Annotated in this window: 18 protein-coding genes and 1 tRNA gene; 4 read left to right on the top strand and 15 right to left on the bottom strand. The window is 58.8% G+C overall.

The features are described 5' to 3' along the window. Window positions 1-12: 12 nt before the first annotated feature. The 9 genes from fdx to trmJ all read right to left on the bottom strand — a co-directional run bounded on the left by fdx (window position 13) and on the right by trmJ (window position 7,112). Window positions 13-354 carry an ISC system 2Fe-2S type ferredoxin gene (gene fdx / locus AO388_RS02390; protein WP_003433456.1) on the bottom strand — a complete coding sequence of 114 codons (342 nt, stop codon included), beginning with the start codon at window positions 352-354 and terminating at the stop codon, window positions 13-15. Window positions 355-357: 3 nt separating this feature from the next. After that, window positions 358-2,220 (bottom strand): Fe-S protein assembly chaperone HscA, encoded by a 1,863-nt coding sequence (gene hscA, locus AO388_RS02385; RefSeq protein ID WP_058416007.1) that lies wholly within the window; start codon window positions 2,218-2,220, stop codon window positions 358-360. A 44-nt stretch (window positions 2,221-2,264) separates the two neighbouring features. After that, the gene (gene hscB / locus AO388_RS02380) at window positions 2,265-2,786 is read right to left on the bottom strand and encodes a co-chaperone HscB (RefSeq protein WP_002552478.1); all 522 of its coding nucleotides are present in this window, start codon (window positions 2,784-2,786) and stop codon (window positions 2,265-2,267) included. 11 nt (window positions 2,787-2,797) lie between these two features. Further along, window positions 2,798-3,121: an iron-sulfur cluster assembly protein IscA gene (gene iscA, locus AO388_RS02375; RefSeq protein ID WP_003365093.1), complete on the bottom strand. Its 324-nt coding sequence runs from the start codon at window positions 3,119-3,121 to the stop codon at window positions 2,798-2,800. A 71-nt stretch (window positions 3,122-3,192) separates the two neighbouring features. Next, window positions 3,193-3,579, bottom strand: coding sequence for a Fe-S cluster assembly scaffold IscU (gene iscU, locus AO388_RS02370; protein WP_002552476.1), 387 nt, complete (start codon window positions 3,577-3,579; stop codon window positions 3,193-3,195). An 82-nt stretch (window positions 3,580-3,661) separates the two neighbouring features. Then, on the bottom strand, window positions 3,662-4,876 hold the full coding sequence (locus AO388_RS02365; RefSeq protein ID WP_003365095.1) for an IscS subfamily cysteine desulfurase: 1,215 nt from the start codon (window positions 4,874-4,876) through the stop codon (window positions 3,662-3,664). 44 nt (window positions 4,877-4,920) lie between these two features. Continuing rightward, window positions 4,921-5,412, bottom strand: coding sequence for a Fe-S cluster assembly transcriptional regulator IscR (iscR, locus tag AO388_RS02360; protein WP_002552474.1), 492 nt, complete (start codon window positions 5,410-5,412; stop codon window positions 4,921-4,923). Window positions 5,413-5,571: 159 nt separating this feature from the next. Continuing rightward, entirely contained in the window at window positions 5,572-6,348 is a 777-nt protein-coding gene (gene cysE, locus AO388_RS02355; protein WP_058397328.1) for a serine O-acetyltransferase, read from the bottom strand. Continuing rightward, window positions 6,348-7,112 (bottom strand): tRNA (cytosine(32)/uridine(32)-2'-O)-methyltransferase TrmJ, encoded by a 765-nt coding sequence (gene trmJ, locus AO388_RS02350; protein ID WP_003433458.1) that lies wholly within the window; start codon window positions 7,110-7,112, stop codon window positions 6,348-6,350. Before trmJ ends, cysE begins: the two co-directional genes overlap by 1 nt. 215 nt (window positions 7,113-7,327) lie before the next feature. On the opposite strand from trmJ, the gene suhB reads away from it, so the two are divergent. Continuing rightward, complete coding sequence (gene suhB / locus AO388_RS02345) at window positions 7,328-8,173, top strand: type III secretion system regulator SuhB (RefSeq protein WP_058416006.1); 846 nt, start codon at window positions 7,328-7,330, stop codon at window positions 8,171-8,173. Between the two features lie 16 nt (window positions 8,174-8,189). Here suhB and AO388_RS02340 read toward each other — a convergent pair whose 3' ends face one another. The 6 genes from AO388_RS02340 to queA form a co-directional block, all read right to left on the bottom strand. Next, window positions 8,190-8,729 (bottom strand): glycine zipper 2TM domain-containing protein, encoded by a 540-nt coding sequence (locus AO388_RS02340; protein WP_002552471.1) that lies wholly within the window; start codon window positions 8,727-8,729, stop codon window positions 8,190-8,192. A gap of 108 nt (window positions 8,730-8,837) precedes the next feature. Next, a complete protein-coding gene (secF, locus tag AO388_RS02335) occupies window positions 8,838-9,749 on the bottom strand; it encodes a protein translocase subunit SecF (protein WP_003433459.1) in 912 nt (303 codons plus the stop codon). A gap of 9 nt (window positions 9,750-9,758) precedes the next feature. After that, window positions 9,759-11,627, bottom strand: a complete 1,869-nt coding sequence (gene secD, locus AO388_RS02330; protein WP_003433461.1) for a protein translocase subunit SecD — start codon at window positions 11,625-11,627, stop codon at window positions 9,759-9,761. A 63-nt stretch (window positions 11,628-11,690) separates the two neighbouring features. Then, window positions 11,691-12,026 carry a preprotein translocase subunit YajC gene (gene yajC / locus AO388_RS02325; protein WP_002552468.1) on the bottom strand — a complete coding sequence of 112 codons (336 nt, stop codon included), beginning with the start codon at window positions 12,024-12,026 and terminating at the stop codon, window positions 11,691-11,693. A gap of 53 nt (window positions 12,027-12,079) precedes the next feature. Further along, window positions 12,080-13,195 carry a tRNA guanosine(34) transglycosylase Tgt gene (gene tgt / locus AO388_RS02320; RefSeq protein ID WP_122267084.1) on the bottom strand — a complete coding sequence of 372 codons (1,116 nt, stop codon included), beginning with the start codon at window positions 13,193-13,195 and terminating at the stop codon, window positions 12,080-12,082. Window positions 13,196-13,209: 14 nt separating this feature from the next. Further along, window positions 13,210-14,274 carry a tRNA preQ1(34) S-adenosylmethionine ribosyltransferase-isomerase QueA gene (gene queA, locus AO388_RS02315; protein WP_002552466.1) on the bottom strand — a complete coding sequence of 355 codons (1,065 nt, stop codon included), beginning with the start codon at window positions 14,272-14,274 and terminating at the stop codon, window positions 13,210-13,212. A gap of 117 nt (window positions 14,275-14,391) precedes the next feature. On the opposite strand from queA, the gene AO388_RS02310 reads away from it, so the two are divergent. The 3 genes from AO388_RS02310 (at window position 14,392) to AO388_RS02300 (ending at window position 15,915) form a co-directional block, all read left to right on the top strand. Further along, window positions 14,392-14,476: transfer RNA gene (locus AO388_RS02310), tRNA-Leu, on the top strand. A gap of 320 nt (window positions 14,477-14,796) precedes the next feature. After that, window positions 14,797-15,180 (top strand): type III secretion system chaperone, encoded by a 384-nt coding sequence (locus AO388_RS02305; protein WP_032609490.1) that lies wholly within the window; start codon window positions 14,797-14,799, stop codon window positions 15,178-15,180. A 114-nt stretch (window positions 15,181-15,294) separates the two neighbouring features. Continuing rightward, a complete protein-coding gene (locus tag AO388_RS02300) occupies window positions 15,295-15,915 on the top strand; it encodes a hypothetical protein (RefSeq protein ID WP_201786898.1) in 621 nt (206 codons plus the stop codon). Window positions 15,916-15,968: the final 53 nt, after the last annotated feature.

Raw genomic sequence — 15,968 nt, 5'->3', positions numbered from 1 at the left:
GCAATCCTTGAATCAGTGTGGCGCTTCAGCGGCGTGGTTGAGCGAATACTTGGGTATTTCGACCGTGAGGTCTTCGTTGCCGACAATGGCCTGACAGGACAGACGCGATTGCGCTTCCAGCCCCCACGCCTTGTCGAGCATGTCTTCTTCCAGCTCATCGGCTTCATTCAGCGAACCGAAACCTTCGCGAATGATGCAATGGCAGGTGGTGCACGCACACACGCCACCACAGGCGCTTTCAATCTCGATGTGGTGCTCGTGGGCAATGTCGAGAATAGACGTGCCGGGCTCCACTTCTACAACCAGCCCGTCCGGGCAATGCTCGGCGTGGGGCAGAAAAATCACCTGCGGCATCAGTTATTCCTCAATCTCATTCAAGTTGCGCCCGGCCAGTGCGGCTTTTACCGTCGAATCGAGGCGTCGGGCAGCAAATGCATCGGTTACCTGCGACAGACGCTTGGTCTGCTGCTCGATGGCATAACCATCGGTGCCTTGCATCAGTTCACGGAGTTCGTCCATCTGCAGATTGATGACCAGGCGCTCTTCCTCGTCGAGAAGACGCTCGCCATCGGCATCCAGGGCACCCTGAACAGCTTCGAGCAGACGCTCGGCATCAACCTGATGCTCACGCAGCACACGAGCGACCTTGTCGTCGCCGGCATACTCGAAGGAGTCCTTGAGCATGCGGGTGACTTCGTCATCGGTCAGCCCGTAGGAAGGCTTGACCTGAATGCTCGACTCGATACCCGAGCCCATTTCACGCGCCGAAACGCTGAGCAGACCGTCAGCATCGACCTGGAAGGTGACACGAATCTTTGCCGCACCCGCGACCATCGGCGGGATGCCACGCAGCTCGAAGCGCGCCAGCGAACGACAGTCGCTGATCAATTCACGCTCACCCTGCAGTACATGAATCTTCATGGCCGTCTGGCCATCCTTGTACGTGGTGAATTCCTGACCACGCGCCACAGGGATGGTGGTGTTGCGCGGAATGACCTTCTCCATCAGACCGCCCATGGTTTCCAGCCCCAGCGAGAGCGGAATCACATCGAGGAGCAGCAGCTCGCCACCGTCACGCTTGTTGCCGGCCAGAGTATCGGCCTGGATCGCAGCCCCGATGGCCACCACCTGATCCGGGTCGATCTCGGTCAACGGCTGACGACCGAACAGCTCGGCCACCGCTTCGCGTACGCGTGGAACTCGGGTTGAACCGCCGACCATGACCACCGCTTCGACTTCTTCAAGCTCGATACCGGTATCACGCACCGCACGACGACAGGCCTTGAGACTGCGCGCGACCATAGGCTCGATCAGCGCATTGAGCGCCTCGCGGGTCAGCGTGCCACGCCAGTGACCGTAGGCGACCTCGACAGACTCGGCGTCAGTCAGCGCTTCCTTGGCCGAGCACGCAGCCTGCAGCAGGCTGCGTTGCGCGGAAGGGTCGATATCGGCAGACAGACCGGCATCAGTAACAATCCAGTTAGCTATCGCATGATCGAAGTCATCGCCACCCAGAGCGGTATCGCCGCCAGTGGCCAGTACTTCAAACACACCGCCGGTCAGGCGCAGGATCGAGATATCGAAAGTCCCGCCACCCAGATCATAGATGGCAACCACACCTTCGGCTTTCTGATCCAGGCCATAGGCGACAGCCGCCGCCGTGGGCTCATTGAGCAGGCGCAGTACGTTGAGGCCCGCCAGTCTGGCAGCGTCCTTGGTCGCCTGACGCTGAGCGTCATCGAAGTAGGCAGGAACGGTGATCACCGCGCCTACCAGCTCGCCACCCAACGAGGCTTCTGCGCGCTGGCGCAGGACCTTGAGGATGTCGGCAGACACTTCGACCGGGCTTTTCGGCCCCTGCACGGTGTCGATGAACGGCATGTGCGACTCACCGCCAACAAACCGGTACGGCAGCTGCTCGCCCAGTTGCTTGACGTCAGTCAGGCCACGCCCCATGAGACGCTTGACCGACAGAACGGTATTGAACGGGTCCTGGGAGGCGGCGATCTTCGCTGACTGTCCTACTTCGACACGATCAGCGTGATAGCGCACGGCAGACGGCAGAATGACCTGCCCCTCCGCATCGGCCAGCGGTTCGGACAGGCCGCTGCGTACTGCAGCAACCAGAGAATTGGTGGTGCCCAGGTCGATACCCACAGCCAGACGACGCTGGTGCGGTTGAGGACTCAGGCCGGGTTCGGCGATCTGCAGTAAAGCCATGCTGTTCAGAATAATCACTGGCGCGCGGCCGAAGCCGCGCGGGGTTAATCGTCGAGGCGCTCTTCTAACTGGCGCACTTCGTGAGAGAGCTTGTCGAGAAACTGCATACGCCGCATCAGCTTTTCAGCGTGCTCGCGCTGTGCAGCATCATTCCAACAGGCCGCGAAGCTCTGGTTCAGTTCGTCCTGAGCGACCTTGAGCTGACGCTTGAAGGTCGCAACGCCGGCGAGATCAGCCTCTTCCTGCAAGTCCTCAAGGTCTTCGCGCAATTGCATCTGCTGCAGAAGAAACTCGGGATCATGCACCGTGACTTCGAGCGGCACTTCGTTGCCGTTCATTGCCAGCAGGTAGCGCGCCCTTTTCGGCGGGCTTTTCAGGGTCTGATAGGCCTCGTTGAGACTGGCCGAGCGCTCCAGCGCCACACGCTGCTCACGCTCGGGGGCATCCGCAAAGCGATCCGGATGCACGTTACGCGCAAGCTCACGGTAGCGCGTGGCCAGCTGGTCAAGATCAAGCTGAAACTCGGGCTTGAGGTCGAACAGGGCGAAGTGACAGGGAGTACCCACAATAAAAAGCCTCAGACGTTGAAGCTTTCGCCACAGCCGCACTCACCGCGCGAATTGGGATTGTTGAACTTGAAGCCTTCGTTCAACCCTTCACGCACGAAATCGAGCTCGGTGCCATCCAGATAGACCAGACTCTTCGGATCAATGATCACCTTGACGCCGTGCATTTCAAACACGGTGTCTTCGCTGGCCGCCTCATCGACGAACTCGAGCACATAGGCAAGACCTGAACAGCCTGTGGTGCGAACACCCAGACGAACGCCGTCACCCTTGCCGCGCCCCTCAAGGGAACGTCGTACGTGGTTAGCGGCAGCTTCTGTCATGCTGATAGCCATCGGAACTCCTTAGCCTGTTGCATTAGCCTGTTGCAGTTGACTCTGTCGCAAGCTTCTCTTGAAAAGCCTGCTTACAGCAGACCTTTCTTTTGCTTGTAATCGCGAACGGCCGCCTTGATGGCGTCTTCAGCGAGTACCGAGCAGTGAATCTTCACTGGCGGCAGTGCCAGCTCTTCAGCCAACTGAGTGTTCTTGATGGTCTCTGCTTCATCCAGAGTCTTGCCTTTCATCCACTCGGTCGCCAGGGAGCTGGACGCAATGGCCGAACCACAGCCGTAGGTCTTGAACTTGGCGTCTTCGATAACGCCCTGCTCGTTGACCTTGATCTGCAGGCGCATCACGTCGCCGCACGCAGGAGCGCCGACCATGCCGGTGCCAACATCAGGATCTTCCGCGTTCATCTTGCCGACGTTACGTGGATTTTCGTAGTGGTCGATGACCTTTTCGCTGTAAGCCATGATTCTATTCCTCTCACATCAGGGAGCCGCTCTGCAGGTCACGTCGCAATTGCCCATGACCTGTCTTGGAGGCGACTTTAAATTAGTGCGCCGCCCACTCGATCTTGGAGATGTCGACGCCGTCTTTGAACATGTCCCACAGCGGCGAAAGCGTGCGCAGCCGGGTGACAGCCTCGCAAACTTTCTGCGCGGCGTAATCGATTTCTTCTTCGGTGCTGAAACGGCCGAAGGTGAAACGAATCGAGCTGTGCGCCAGTTCGTCGTTGCGACCCAGGGCACGCAGCACGTACGAAGGCTCAAGCGAGGCCGAGGTACAGGCCGAACCGGACGATACCGCCAGATCCTTGAGCGCCATGATCAGCGACTCGCCTTCGACATAGTTGAAGCTCAGGTTCAGGTTGTGCGGTACGCGTGCGGTCAGACTGCCGTTGACGTACAGCTCTTCCAGGTTTTCGACCTGCTTGAAAAAACGATCGCTGAGTGCCTTGATGCGCACGTTTTCAGCAGCCATTTCTTCCTTGGCGATACGGAATGCTTCGCCCATGCCGACGATCTGGTGAGTCGCCAGGGTGCCGGAACGCATGCCACGCTCGTGACCGCCGCCGTGCATGGTCGCTTCAAGGCGAACACGTGGCTTGCGGCTGACGTAGAGTGCGCCGATGCCTTTGGGGCCGTAGGTTTTGTGTGCAGAGAACGACATCAGGTCAACCTTGAGGCTGGCCAGATCGATTTCAACCTTGCCGGTCGACTGCGCGCCATCGACGTGGAACAGCACACCACGTGAACGGGTCAGCTCACCGATCGCGGCGATATCGTTGATGGTGCCGATCTCGTTGTTCACATGCATGATCGAAACCAGGATGGTGTCGTCGCGCAGTGCCGCTTCAATCATGGCAGGCGTGATCAGACCGTCTTCGCCTGGCTCGATGTAGGTCACTTCGAAACCTTCGCGTTCCAGCTGGCGAGTGGTGTCGAGGACAGCCTTGTGCTCAACCTTCGACGTGATCAGGTGCTTGCCTTTGCTGGCGTAGAAATGCGCAACACCTTTAATAGCCAGGTTGTTGGATTCAGTGGCACCCGAAGTCCAGACGATTTCGCGCGGATCGGCGTTGACCAGATCAGCGACCTGACGACGAGCGTTCTCGACCGCTTCTTCGGCTTTCCAGCCAAAGACGTGGGAGCGCGAGGCCGGGTTGCCGAAGTTTCCTTCGACGGTCAGGCAATCGATCATTTTCTGCGCGACACGCGGATCGACCGGGGTCGTCGCGGAGTAGTCGAGGTAAATTGGCAATTTCATTGAAGCTCTCCTATCAGGCAGGCGCACCGCTCATTCATCTGCGTTCATTCGACGGCGGACGTTTCGATCTTACCCAGTTGCGACATGTGGTTATGACCACGGCGCATATCCTGGCGCTGAGCGACTTCTTGTACCTCACGGCGAGTGACAAGATCCGCCAAGCTGATACCGCTTAGAAATTCGTGAATCTGCTGGCTCAGGTCGCACCACAGGTGGTGAGTCAGGCAGGTATCGCCAGCATGGCAATCGCCCAGACCCTGACACCGCGTGGCATCGACAGATTCATTGACTGCATCGACAACCTGAGCAACCTGGATGCCTTTCATGTCGCGCGACAGCTGGTAACCACCGCCCGGACCACGAACACTGGAAACCAGATTGCCGCGACGCAGCTTGGCGAACAGCTGCTCGAGGTAGGACAGGGAAATACCCTGCCGCTCGGAGATGTCGGCCAGAGACACTGGCCCGTTCTGCGCGTGCAACGCCAAGTCAAGCATGGCTGTTACAGCGTATCGGCCTTTAGTAGTCAGTCGCATGGCGTATACCGCAGAGGTTCGGAATGAGAGCGAGTATGCTATTCCCGAGTAAAAGAGTCAACTATTAGACCAAGTAAAACAGTCGGGATTAGCGAAAAGCGCGGGCTGCATCATAGCAAAGGTGCGGCGTAATGGCACGCACCCTGCCCACCGTGAGCGCTAGCCGACCTTGCCTTCCTGGCAGTCCTTGACGCAGTCGAAAACTTCGTCACGCAGCTCCGGCAACTCCTTGGCGCGGTAATCGCTGCCAAGCCTGCCGAGTGCATCGCACATGCCTTCCAGGCGCCCATCGACAGCCTGCAAATGGTCAAGCAACTGGCCAATGGCGCGCGCGACCGGATCGGGCATATCTGCACTGACACCGTAGGCATCGAAGCCGAGCTTCTCGGCCATGGCCTTGCGCCTGGCCTCAACCTCATCGTCTGACTTGACGATGATGCGCCCCGGGATGCCCACTGCGGTTGCGCCCGCAGGCACAGCCTTGGTGACCACTGCATTGGAGCCGATCTTGGCGCCGGCGCCCACCGTGAACGGCCCGAGCACCTTGGCACCCGCCCCGACCACCACACCGTCTTCCAGCGTCGGATGGCGCTTGCCGGCATTCCAGCTGGTGCCACCCAGGGTCACGCCCTGGTAGAGGGTGACGTCACTGCCGATCTCGGCGGTTTCGCCGATCACGATGCCCATGCCGTGATCGATGAAAAAACGGCGGCCGATGCGCGCGCCCGGATGGATCTCGATTCCGGTCATCCAGCGGCCAAAGTTCGAGACCACCCGCGCCGGCCATTTCCAGCCGTTGCGCCACAGAATATGGGCGAAGCGGTGCAGCCAGATCGCGTGCATCCCCGGATAGCAGGTCAGGACTTCAAAGGCGTTGCGCGCTGCGGGATCGCGGTGGAACACGCTTTGAATGTCTTCTCGCAGACGCTCGAACATCACTGATCCTTTCGCTTGTAGGGTTCACCGCGCGCGGCTTTCTGGGTTTCAGTGAGCACACCGCGCAGGATACTCAGCTCGGATCGCTCGACTTCGCTACGCCCGTACAGCCTGCGCAACCGGGCCATCAGATGCCGTGGCTTTTCCGGATCAAGAAAACCGATGGCCACCAGCGTGGCCTCGAGGTGGGTGTAGAAACCTTCCATTTCGTCCATGGTCGCCAGTTCGGCACTGTGCGCCGACGCAGGCCTTGAAGCCTCGCCCTGCTCCGCGGCAGCCAGCCAGGCCACGCGCACCTCATAACTGAGCACCTGTACGGCAGCCGCCAGATTGAGAGAACTGAACGCAGGGTCAGACGGGATGTGCACATGGAAGTGGCAACGCTGCAGCTCTTCGTTGGTCAGGCCCGCATGTTCGCGACCGAACACCAGCGCCACCTCGGCACCGTCGCCGGCCTGTTCGATGACTTTCTCACCCGAGGCACGCGGATCCAGCATAGGCCAAGGCAGGCTTCGATCCCGCGCGCTGGTGCCCAGCACCAGACGGCAGCCGACCAGCGCTTCTTCAAGGGTCGCCACCACCTGCGCGCCCTCGAGAATGTCGGTAGCGCCGGACGCACGCGCATCGGCATCGGGCGAAGGAAAAATGCGCGGATCGACCAGCACCAGACGCGAAAGCCCCATGTTTTTCATGGCGCGAGCAGCCCCGCCGATATTTCCGGGATGGGTAGTGCCGACCAGGACAACACGAATGTTCTGCAACAAAGCGAACGCTCACTGATACGAATTAGGGGGGCAAATCTTACAGAAACGGCTCGACTAACGCCATGAAGCTGTGAGAGCTGCAACAGCATGGGCGACCGCGCCGGACGCAAAAAAACACACACGAACCCGACAACCGTAACAACGCAAGGCTGGAAATAATTCGAATCAGCCCATAGAATGCCCGGCTCTCTTTAACAACCTTAGGTGAATTATCCATGCAGCCCATGCTGAATATCGCGCTGCGCGCCGCCCGCAGCGCCAGCGAATTGATTTTCCGCTCCATCGAGCGCCTGGATACCATCAAGGTTGACGAAAAAGAAGCCAAAGACTACGTCACAGAGATCGACCGCGCTGCCGAGCAAAGCATCATCACCGCTCTGCGCAAGGCCTACCCGACTCACGGCATCCTCGGCGAAGAAAGCGGCCTGCACGAAGGCAGCGGCGAAGGCACCGACTACCTGTGGATCATCGACCCACTGGACGGCACCACCAACTTCGTTCGCGGCATCCCGCACTTTGCCGTCAGCATCGCCTGCAAATACCGCGGCCGCCTCGAGCACGCCGTGGTTCTCGACCCGGTCCGCCAGGAAGAATTCACCGCAAGCCGTGGTCGTGGCGCAGCCCTGAACGGTCGCCGTCTGCGCGTCAGCCAGCGCAAGAGCCTGGAAGGCGCCCTGCTCGGCACCGGCTTCCCGTTTCGTGACAACCAGATGGACAACATCGAGAACTACCTGGGCATGTTCCGCAGCCTGGTAGGCCAGACCGCCGGCATCCGCCGCGCAGGTGCTGCCAGCCTCGACCTGGCTTATGTCGCTGCCGGTCGCTTCGATGCGTTCTGGGAGTCAGGCCTGTCCGAGTGGGATATGGCTGCAGGCGCCCTGCTGATTCAGGAAGCAGGCGGTCTGGTCAGCGATTTCACCGGTGGTCACGACTTCCTCGAGAAAGGCCACATCGTTGCCGGCAACACCAAGTGCTTCAAGGCGGTACTGACCGCGATCGCACCGCACCTGCCAGCNAGGCATAAAAAAACCGGCGCAAGCCGGTTTTTTTATGTCTTGTGAAGCTCAGCGGATGGCGTTACTGCGCCTGACCCAATATCAGCTGACCGTTCTTGTCGACCGGAATCTGGCTACCCGGATCACGCTCCATACGAACCTGACCCACCTTCTCGTTCAGCTTGTACTTGACGTTGTAGCCCACAACCTTGTCGCTCACATCATTGACCGTCGTGCAGCGGTTCTGCGTAGTGGTGTAGGTATCACGCTCCTGCATGCCTTCCTGAACCTTGTTACCCGCATAACCACCACCTACCGCGCCCGCGACTGTAGCGATCTTCTTGCCGTTACCGCCACCGATCTGGTTACCCAGCAAGCCACCGGCAACCGCGCCAATAACGCTACCGACGATCTGATGCTGGTCCTTGACCGGCGCCTGACGGGTAACGGTTACGTCCTTGCAAACTTCACGGGGGGTTTTGATCTGCTGATTGATCGGCTCTACCGCCAATACATCCGCATACTCAGGACCACCCTTGACCAAGCTATAGGTGGCAACGGCGCCGCCAGCAGTCACGACAGCAGCACCTAACACAGCACCAACAAGCATAGACTTGTTCACTTGAACCTCCTGACCAATCGAAACGCAGCATGGCTGCGCAATGCCTAGCCTTGGAGCATAAAAAAAGGCGCGAGTTCAGCACTCGCGCCTTTTTTATGATGGCCGGACCTACGGGAGGTCATCAGCCTTCTCGACGACCACTGGAGGAATCAGATCCTCGGTGGTCAGGTTCAGCCAGATCAGCACCACGTTGGCGATGTAGATGGACGAGTAGGTACCCGCCAGTACGCCGATGAACAACGCGATGGAGAAGCCTTCCAGGCTGTCACCGCCAAACACCCACAATGCCACGATCGCCAACAGGGTCGAAACCGAGGTGGCAATGGTGCGCAGCAGTGTCTGCGTGGTGGAGATGTTGATGTTCTCGATCAACGAAGCCTTGCGCAGCAGGCGGAAGTTTTCGCGTACCCGGTCGAAGACCACAATGGTGTCGTTCAGCGAGTAGCCGATGATCGCCAGCACCGCCGCCAGCACCGTCAGGTCGAAGGTGATCTGGAAGAACGACAGGATCCCCATCGTCACCACCACGTCGTGAATCAGCGAGACGATCGCCCCGACTGCGAATTTCCACTGGAAGCGGAATGCCAGGTAGATCAGAACACCGCCCAGCGCCATCAGCATGCCGAGGCCGCCCTGATCGCGCAGCTCTTCACCGACCTGCGGGCCGACGAACTCGACACGCTTGACCACTGCCGGGTTATCGGCACCGGCCTTGCGCAGCGCCTCGGCAACCTGGGTGCCCAGTTGCGGGTCTTCACCCGGCATGCGCACCAGCAAGTCGGTGGTGGCGCCGAAGCTCTGTACAACGGCTTCGTGATAGCCCGCCGAAACCAGCTCCTGACGAACCTTGCCCAGGTCGGCGGGACGTTCGTAGGTCAACTCGATGAGCGTACCGCCGGTGAAGTCCAGACCAAAGTTGAGCCCTTTATGGAACCAGCTGAACAACGCCAGTACGGTAAGGAGCATTGTGATGGCGAACGCAACATTGCGAACGCCCATGAAGTTGATGGTACGTAACATGGCAGCCCCTTAAATCCACAACTTCTTGAAGTCACGACCGCCGTAGATCAGGTTGACCATAGCGCGGGTCACCATGATGGCCGTGAACATCGAGGTAAAGATCCCGAGCGACATGGTCACCGCAAACCCCTTGACCGGGCCGGTGCCCATCGCAAAGAGAATGCCGCCGACCAGCAGCGTCGTCAGGTTGGCGTCGAGGATCGCCGTGTAGGCACGATCGAAACCTTCGTTGATAGCACGCTGAACCGTCATGCCGTTGGCGATCTCTTCACGAATCCGCGAGAAGATCAGCACGTTGGCGTCCACCGCCATACCCATGGTCAACACGATACCGGCGATACCCGGCAGGGTCAGTGTGGCACCCAGCAAGGACATCAATGCCAGCAGCATGACCATGTTGAGGGCCAGTGCCACGGTCGCGATCAGACCGAAGAAGCGGTAGATCGCCATGATGAACAGCGAGACGAACAGCATGCCCCACAGGGAAGCGTCGATACCCTTGGTGATGTTGTCGGCACCCAGGCTAGGACCGATGGTGCGCTCTTCAGCGAAGTACATCGGCGCCGCCAGACCACCGGCACGCAACAGCAGCGCCAGCTCGGAAGACTCACCCTGACCATTCAGACCGGTAATCCGGAACTGGCTGCCCAGTGGCGACTGAATGGTCGCCAGACTGATGATTTTCTTGTCTTCCTTGAAAGTCTGCACCGGCACGTCTTTCTCGACGCCATCGACCATCTGTTTGGTATAGGTGGTGGTCGGACGCTGCTCGATGAAGATCACCGCCATGCTGCGCCCCACATTGCTGCGGGTTGCGCGGCTCATCAGTTCGCCGCCGTGACCATCGAGGTTGATGTTCACCTGTGGACGACCATGCTCGTCGAAGCTGGCCTTGGCGTCAGTCACCTGATCACCGGTAATGATCAGACCACGCTCCACCGCCGCTGCCGGACGACCGCCTTCGCGGAATTCGAACATCTCGGTGGTGCCTTTCGAATCATCCGGGCCTGCACCCAGACGGAATTCGAGGTTGGCGGTCTTGCCCAGAATACGCTTGGCTTCGGCCGTGTCCTGCACACCCGGCAGCTCGACCACGATGCGGTTGGCACCCTGGCGCTGAACCAGCGGCTCGGCAACACCCAGCTCGTTGACCCGGTTACGCACGGTGGTCAGGTTCTGCTTGATCGAGTATTCGCGAATCTCGGCCAGCTTGGCAGGCGTCAACGCCATGCGCAGTACCGGGATACCGTTCAGCTCGGCAGGCGTGATTTCGAAATCGGTAAAGGTCTTGCGTACCAGTGCACGCGCCTGCTCACGCTCTGCGTCGTCGGTGAAGCCCAGCTGAATCACATTGCCCAGCTGCGGCAGGCTGCGATAACGCACCTTTTCCTTGCGCAACAGGGATTTGACTTCGCCTTCGTAGACTTTCAGACGTGCATCGATCGCCTTGTCCATGTCGACTTCCAGCAGGAAGTGCACACCGCCGGACAGGTCGAGACCAAGCTTCATCGGGCTTGCACCCAGGTGACGCAACCAGGTCGGCGTGGTACGCGCCAGGTTCAGTGCAACGACATAGTCGTCACCCAACGCCTTGCGCACGACATCCTTGGCTGGCAACTGATCTTCCTGCTTGCTCAGACGCAACAAACCGCCCTTGCCATTCTCGGCCAGAGAAGAAGCCTTGACCGAGATGCCGGCATCGGCAAGCGCCTTGGCTGCACGATCCACGTCCGCCTGATTGACTTGCAACGCAGTGCTTGCGCCGCTGATCTGGATGGCAGAATCATCAGGGTAGAGATTGGGTGCGGAATAAATAAAACCGACCACCAGCACCGCCAGGATCAGTACGTATTTCCACAGAGGGTATTTGTTCAGCATCACGCCGCCCGCTTAAAACGCGGGGCGCCTTGCGCGCCCCGTCGATGGGTAAAAAGTTGTTGCTCAGATCGCTTTCAGGGTGCCTTTAGGCAGAGTGGCCGCGATGGCGCCCTTCTGGATTTTCAGCTCAACGGTGTCAGACACTTCGATGACCACGAAGTCATCGGTCACTTTGTTGATCTTGCCCGCGATACCGCCACTGGTGACAACTTCGTCGCCTTTCTGCAGGTTGCCCAGCAGGTTTTTCTGCTCTTTGGCGCGCTTGGCCTGTGGACGCCAGATCATCAGATAGAAGATGACCAGGAAGCCGACCAGGAAGATCCACTCGAAACCACTGCCCGCAGGACCGGCAGCCGGTGCAGCAGCATCCGCAAAAGCGGGAGAGATGAAAAAGCTCATTTGTCGCTCCAGTTACATAATTAGTATAAAAAGCAGGAAAAACTCGTTCTGTTTCAACCCAGAGGCGGCGTTGGAAGACCGCGTTTGGCATAGAAGGCATCGACGAAGGCGGCCAATGTACCCTGTTGAATAGCCTCGCGCAAACCAGCCATAAGCAGCTGGTAGTGCCGCAAATTATGGATTGTATTGAGCATGCTCCCCAGCATTTCCCCGCACTTGTCCAGATGATGCAGATAAGCGCGCGAGAAGTTCTTGCAGGTGTAGCAATCGCAGGTCGGGTCCAGCGGCGAATTGTCGTGGCGATGGAACGCGTTACGGATTTTCAATACACCGGTATCGGTGAACAGATGGCCGTTGCGGGCGTTGCGGGTGGGCATCACGCAGTCGAACATGTCGACGCCACGGCGCACACCTTCGACCAGATCTTCCGGCTTGCCTACACCCATCAGGTAACGAGGTTTGTCTGCCGGCATGAGGCTTGGCAGGTAGTCCAGCACCTTGATCATCTCGTGCTTGGGTTCGCCCACCGATAGACCGCCGATCGCCAGACCGTCAAAGCCGATCTCGTCCAGGCCTTCCAGCGAGCGCTTGCGCAGGTTCTCGTGCATGCCGCCCTGAACGATGCCGAACAACGCGGCAGTGTTTTCGCCGTGGGCGATCTTGGAACGCTTGGCCCAGCGCAGCGACAGCTCCATGGAGACCCGCGCTACATCTTCGTCGGCCGGGTACGGCGTGCATTCGTCGAAGATCATCACGACGTCCGAGCCCAGATCACGCTGAACCTGCATCGACTCTTCCGGCCCCATGAACACCTTGGCACCATCGACCGGCGAAGCGAACGTCACGCCCTCTTCCTTGATCTTGCGCATGGCGCCCAGGCTGAACACCTGAAAGCCGCCGGAGTCGGTCAGAATCGGCCCCTTCCACTGCATGAAATCGTGCAGGTCGCCGTGGCCCTTGATGACTTCGGTACCCGGACGCAGCCACAGGTGAAACGTGTTGCCCAGAATCATCTGCGCGCCGGTCGCCTCGATATCACGGGGCAGCATGCCCTTGACCGTGCCATAGGTGCCCACCGGCATGAACGCCGGGGTCTCGACCACACCACGCGGAAAGGTCAGGCGACCGCGACGGGCCTTGCCGTCGGTGGCCAGCAGTTCGAAAGACATACGACAGGTGCGACTCATGCGTGATCCTCTGGTGCCGATTCCTGTGGGGCCGTCGGCGCGGGATTGCGGGTGATGAACATCGCATCACCGTAACTGAAGAAGCGGTAGCCGTGCTCGATGGCCGCAGCATAAGCCGCCATCGTCTCGGGATAACCGGCGAACGCCGAAACCAGCATCAACAGCGTGGATTCAGGCAGATGGAAATTGGTCACCAGGGCATCGACCACGTGAAACGGCCGGCCTGGATAGATGAAGATGTCGGTATCGCCGCTGAACGGCTTCAGTTCGCCGTCACGCGCGGCACTCTCCAGCGAGCGCACACTGGTGGTCCCGACGGCAACCACTCGCCCGCCCCGTGCACGGCACGCGGCCACAGCGTCGACCACGTCCTGGCCAACTTCCAGCCATTCGCTGTGCATGTGGTGATCTTCGATCTGCTCGACGCGCACCGGCTGGAATGTACCCGCGCCAACGTGCAGCGTGACGAACGCAGTCTCGACGCCCTTGGCGGCGATCGCCTCCAGCAGCGGCTGATCGAAATGCAAGCCAGCAGTCGGTGCAGCCACAGCACCCGCACGCTGCGCGTATACGGTCTGATAACGCTCGCGGTCCGCGCCCTCGTCCGGGCGGTCTATATAAGGAGGCAACGGCATATGGCCGACACGCTCCAGCAACGGCAGCACCTCTTCGGCAAAGCGCAGTTCAAACAGCGCATCGTGCCGCGCCACCATCTCGGCCTCGCCACCGCCATCGATCAGAATCGACGAGCCAGGCTTGGGCGACTTGCTCGAACGCACATGCGCCAGCACACGATGGCTGTCCAGCACGCGCTCGACCAGAATCTCCAGCTTGCCGCCGGAGGCCTTTTGCCCGAACAGACGTGCGGGAATGACCCGGGTATTGTTGAACACCATCAAATCGCCCGGGCGCAAATGCTCGAGCAAATCGGTGAATTGACGATGTGCCAGCGCGCCCGTCGGCCCATCGAGGGTCAACAGACGACTGCTGCGACGCTCGGCCAGCGGGTGGCGAGCAATCAGGGAATCGGGGAGTTCGAAGGTAAAGTCGGCGACGCGCATGATCGGGTTCGTTTAGCAGGGCCGGGAAGTTTATCCGGTTTGACGGCATTAGTAAAAAACCTGCGTAAATCCCTGTTGACCAACGGAAAACTCATCCTTATACTTCGCCGCCATTGAGCCCTGATGGCGGAATTGGTAGACGCGGCGGATTCAAAATCCGTTTTCGAAAGAAGTGGGAGTTCGATTCTCCCTCGGGGCACCACCTTTAAAAAAGACCTTGAAATTCAAGGTCTTTTTTTTCGTCTGGTGGAAAGTGCCTTGATCCAATCCTCGCTCTTCCGCCTCTTTCTCGGAATAGAGTGCTAAACGTCCAGCAAAGCCTTCCTGCATTAAACATTCGTCGTTACACACATGCCTTCGATGAGCAGTGGCCGAAGACCTCCAAATGCCGGTCCCCTAATCACTTGAACCTTTCGAAACGTAAGCACTGACAGGGCGTCTGCCTGACGTTTCTGTACGCGCATGGAACCTTATCGGGAAAATTTGCCACCCACCCGACAAATCCACAGTGGCGAACCGATTATGAGTAGCCTTTTCTACAAAACGTTGCTTGATGACTTTTCAAGATGCATGGAGATGCCCGCCTTGGCGTTTGACGATAAGGGTGCGTGCAACATGATCATCGACAAGGCATTCGCTCTGACGCTGTTGCGCGACGACACGCATCAACGTTTGTTGCTGATTGGTCTGCTTGAGCCACACGAGGATCTACCCTTGCAGCGCCTGTTGGCTGGCGCTCTCAACCCCCTTGTGAATGCCGGCCCCGGCATTGGCTGGGATGAGCAAAGCGGCCTGTACCACGCTTACCAAAGCATCCCGCGGGAAAAAGTCAGCGTGGAGATGCTGAAGCTCGAAATTGCAGGATTGGTCGAATGGATGAAGTGCTGGCGAGAAGCCCGCACGTGACCGTGCTTTCAATCTTCCGACGTATTTCAACTACTCTTGCTTAGCGTAAGGAGCTTTTAGTGAACCCTATCCATGCACGCTTCTCCAGCGTAGAAGCGCTCAGACATTCAAACGTTGATATTCAGGCAATCAAATCCGAGGGTCAGTTGGAAGTCAACGGCAAGCGTTACGATTCGTGCGGCCGCTGACGGCTCAATCGCGGTCCTCAGACCCGATCAACAGTCCAAAGCAGACAAGTTCTTCAAAGGCGCAGCGCATCTTATTGGCGGACAAAGCCAGCGTGCCCAAATAGCCCAGGTACTCAACGAGAAAGCGGCGGCAGTTCCACGCCTGGACAGAATGTTGGGCAGACGCTTCGATCTGGAGAAGGGCGGAAGTAGCGCTGTGGGCGCCGCAATCAAGGCTGCCGACAGCCGACTGACATCAAAACAGACATTTGCCAGCTTCCAGCAATGGGCTGAAAAAGCTGAGGCGCTCGGGCGCGATACCGAAATCGGTATCTACATGATCTACAAGAGGGACACGCCAGACACAACGCCTATGAATGCGGCAGAGCAAGAACATTACCTGGAAACGCTACAGGCTCTCGATAACAAGAAAAACCTTATCATACGCCCGCAGATCCATGATGATCGGGAAGAGGAAGAGCTTGATCTGGGCCGATACATCGCTGAAGACAGAAATGCCAGAACCGGCTTTTTTAGAATGGTTCCTAAGGAGGCGCTGCAAAAATAGCCAACTGTCCCCACCCTTGGCACACTAAGTTCCTTCAACCAGCCTCCCTCTCC

Origin of the sequence: Pseudomonas sp. ICMP 10191 (assembly GCF_001467335.1) — a bacterium.
GTDB lineage: Bacteria > Pseudomonadota > Gammaproteobacteria > Pseudomonadales > Pseudomonadaceae > Aquipseudomonas > Aquipseudomonas cerasi.
This window is presented reverse-complemented; position numbering and strand designations above follow the sequence as displayed.

Bases quoted from the DNA above. Each gene is read 5' to 3' on its own strand.
- iscA (WP_003365093.1), bottom strand. From the start codon at position 3,121: ATGGCTATCAGCATGACAGAAGCTGCCGCTAACCACGTACGACGTTCC.
- AO388_RS02365 (WP_003365095.1), bottom strand. From the start codon at position 4,876: ATGAAATTGCCAATTTACCTCGACTACTCCGCGACGACCCCGGTCGAT.
- tgt (WP_122267084.1), bottom strand. From the start codon at position 13,195: ATGTCTTTCGAACTGCTGGCCACCGACGGCAAGGCCCGTCGCGGTCGC.
- hscA (WP_058416007.1), bottom strand. From the start codon at position 2,220: ATGGCTTTACTGCAGATCGCCGAACCCGGCCTGAGTCCTCAACCGCAC.
- AO388_RS02305 (WP_032609490.1), top strand. From the start codon at position 14,797: ATGAGTAGCCTTTTCTACAAAACGTTGCTTGATGACTTTTCAAGATGC.
- iscR (WP_002552474.1), bottom strand. From the start codon at position 5,412: ATGCGACTGACTACTAAAGGCCGATACGCTGTAACAGCCATGCTTGAC.
- secD (WP_003433461.1), bottom strand. From the start codon at position 11,627: ATGCTGAACAAATACCCTCTGTGGAAATACGTACTGATCCTGGCGGTG.
- queA (WP_002552466.1), bottom strand. From the start codon at position 14,274: ATGCGCGTCGCCGACTTTACCTTCGAACTCCCCGATTCCCTGATTGCT.
- iscU (WP_002552476.1), bottom strand. From the start codon at position 3,579: ATGGCTTACAGCGAAAAGGTCATCGACCACTACGAAAATCCACGTAAC.
- secF (WP_003433459.1), bottom strand. From the start codon at position 9,749: ATGTTACGTACCATCAACTTCATGGGCGTTCGCAATGTTGCGTTCGCC.
- yajC (WP_002552468.1), bottom strand. From the start codon at position 12,026: ATGAGCTTTTTCATCTCTCCCGCTTTTGCGGATGCTGCTGCACCGGCT.
- cysE (WP_058397328.1), bottom strand. From the start codon at position 6,348: ATGTTCGAGCGTCTGCGAGAAGACATTCAAAGCGTGTTCCACCGCGAT.
- fdx (WP_003433456.1), bottom strand. From the start codon at position 354: ATGCCGCAGGTGATTTTTCTGCCCCACGCCGAGCATTGCCCGGACGGG.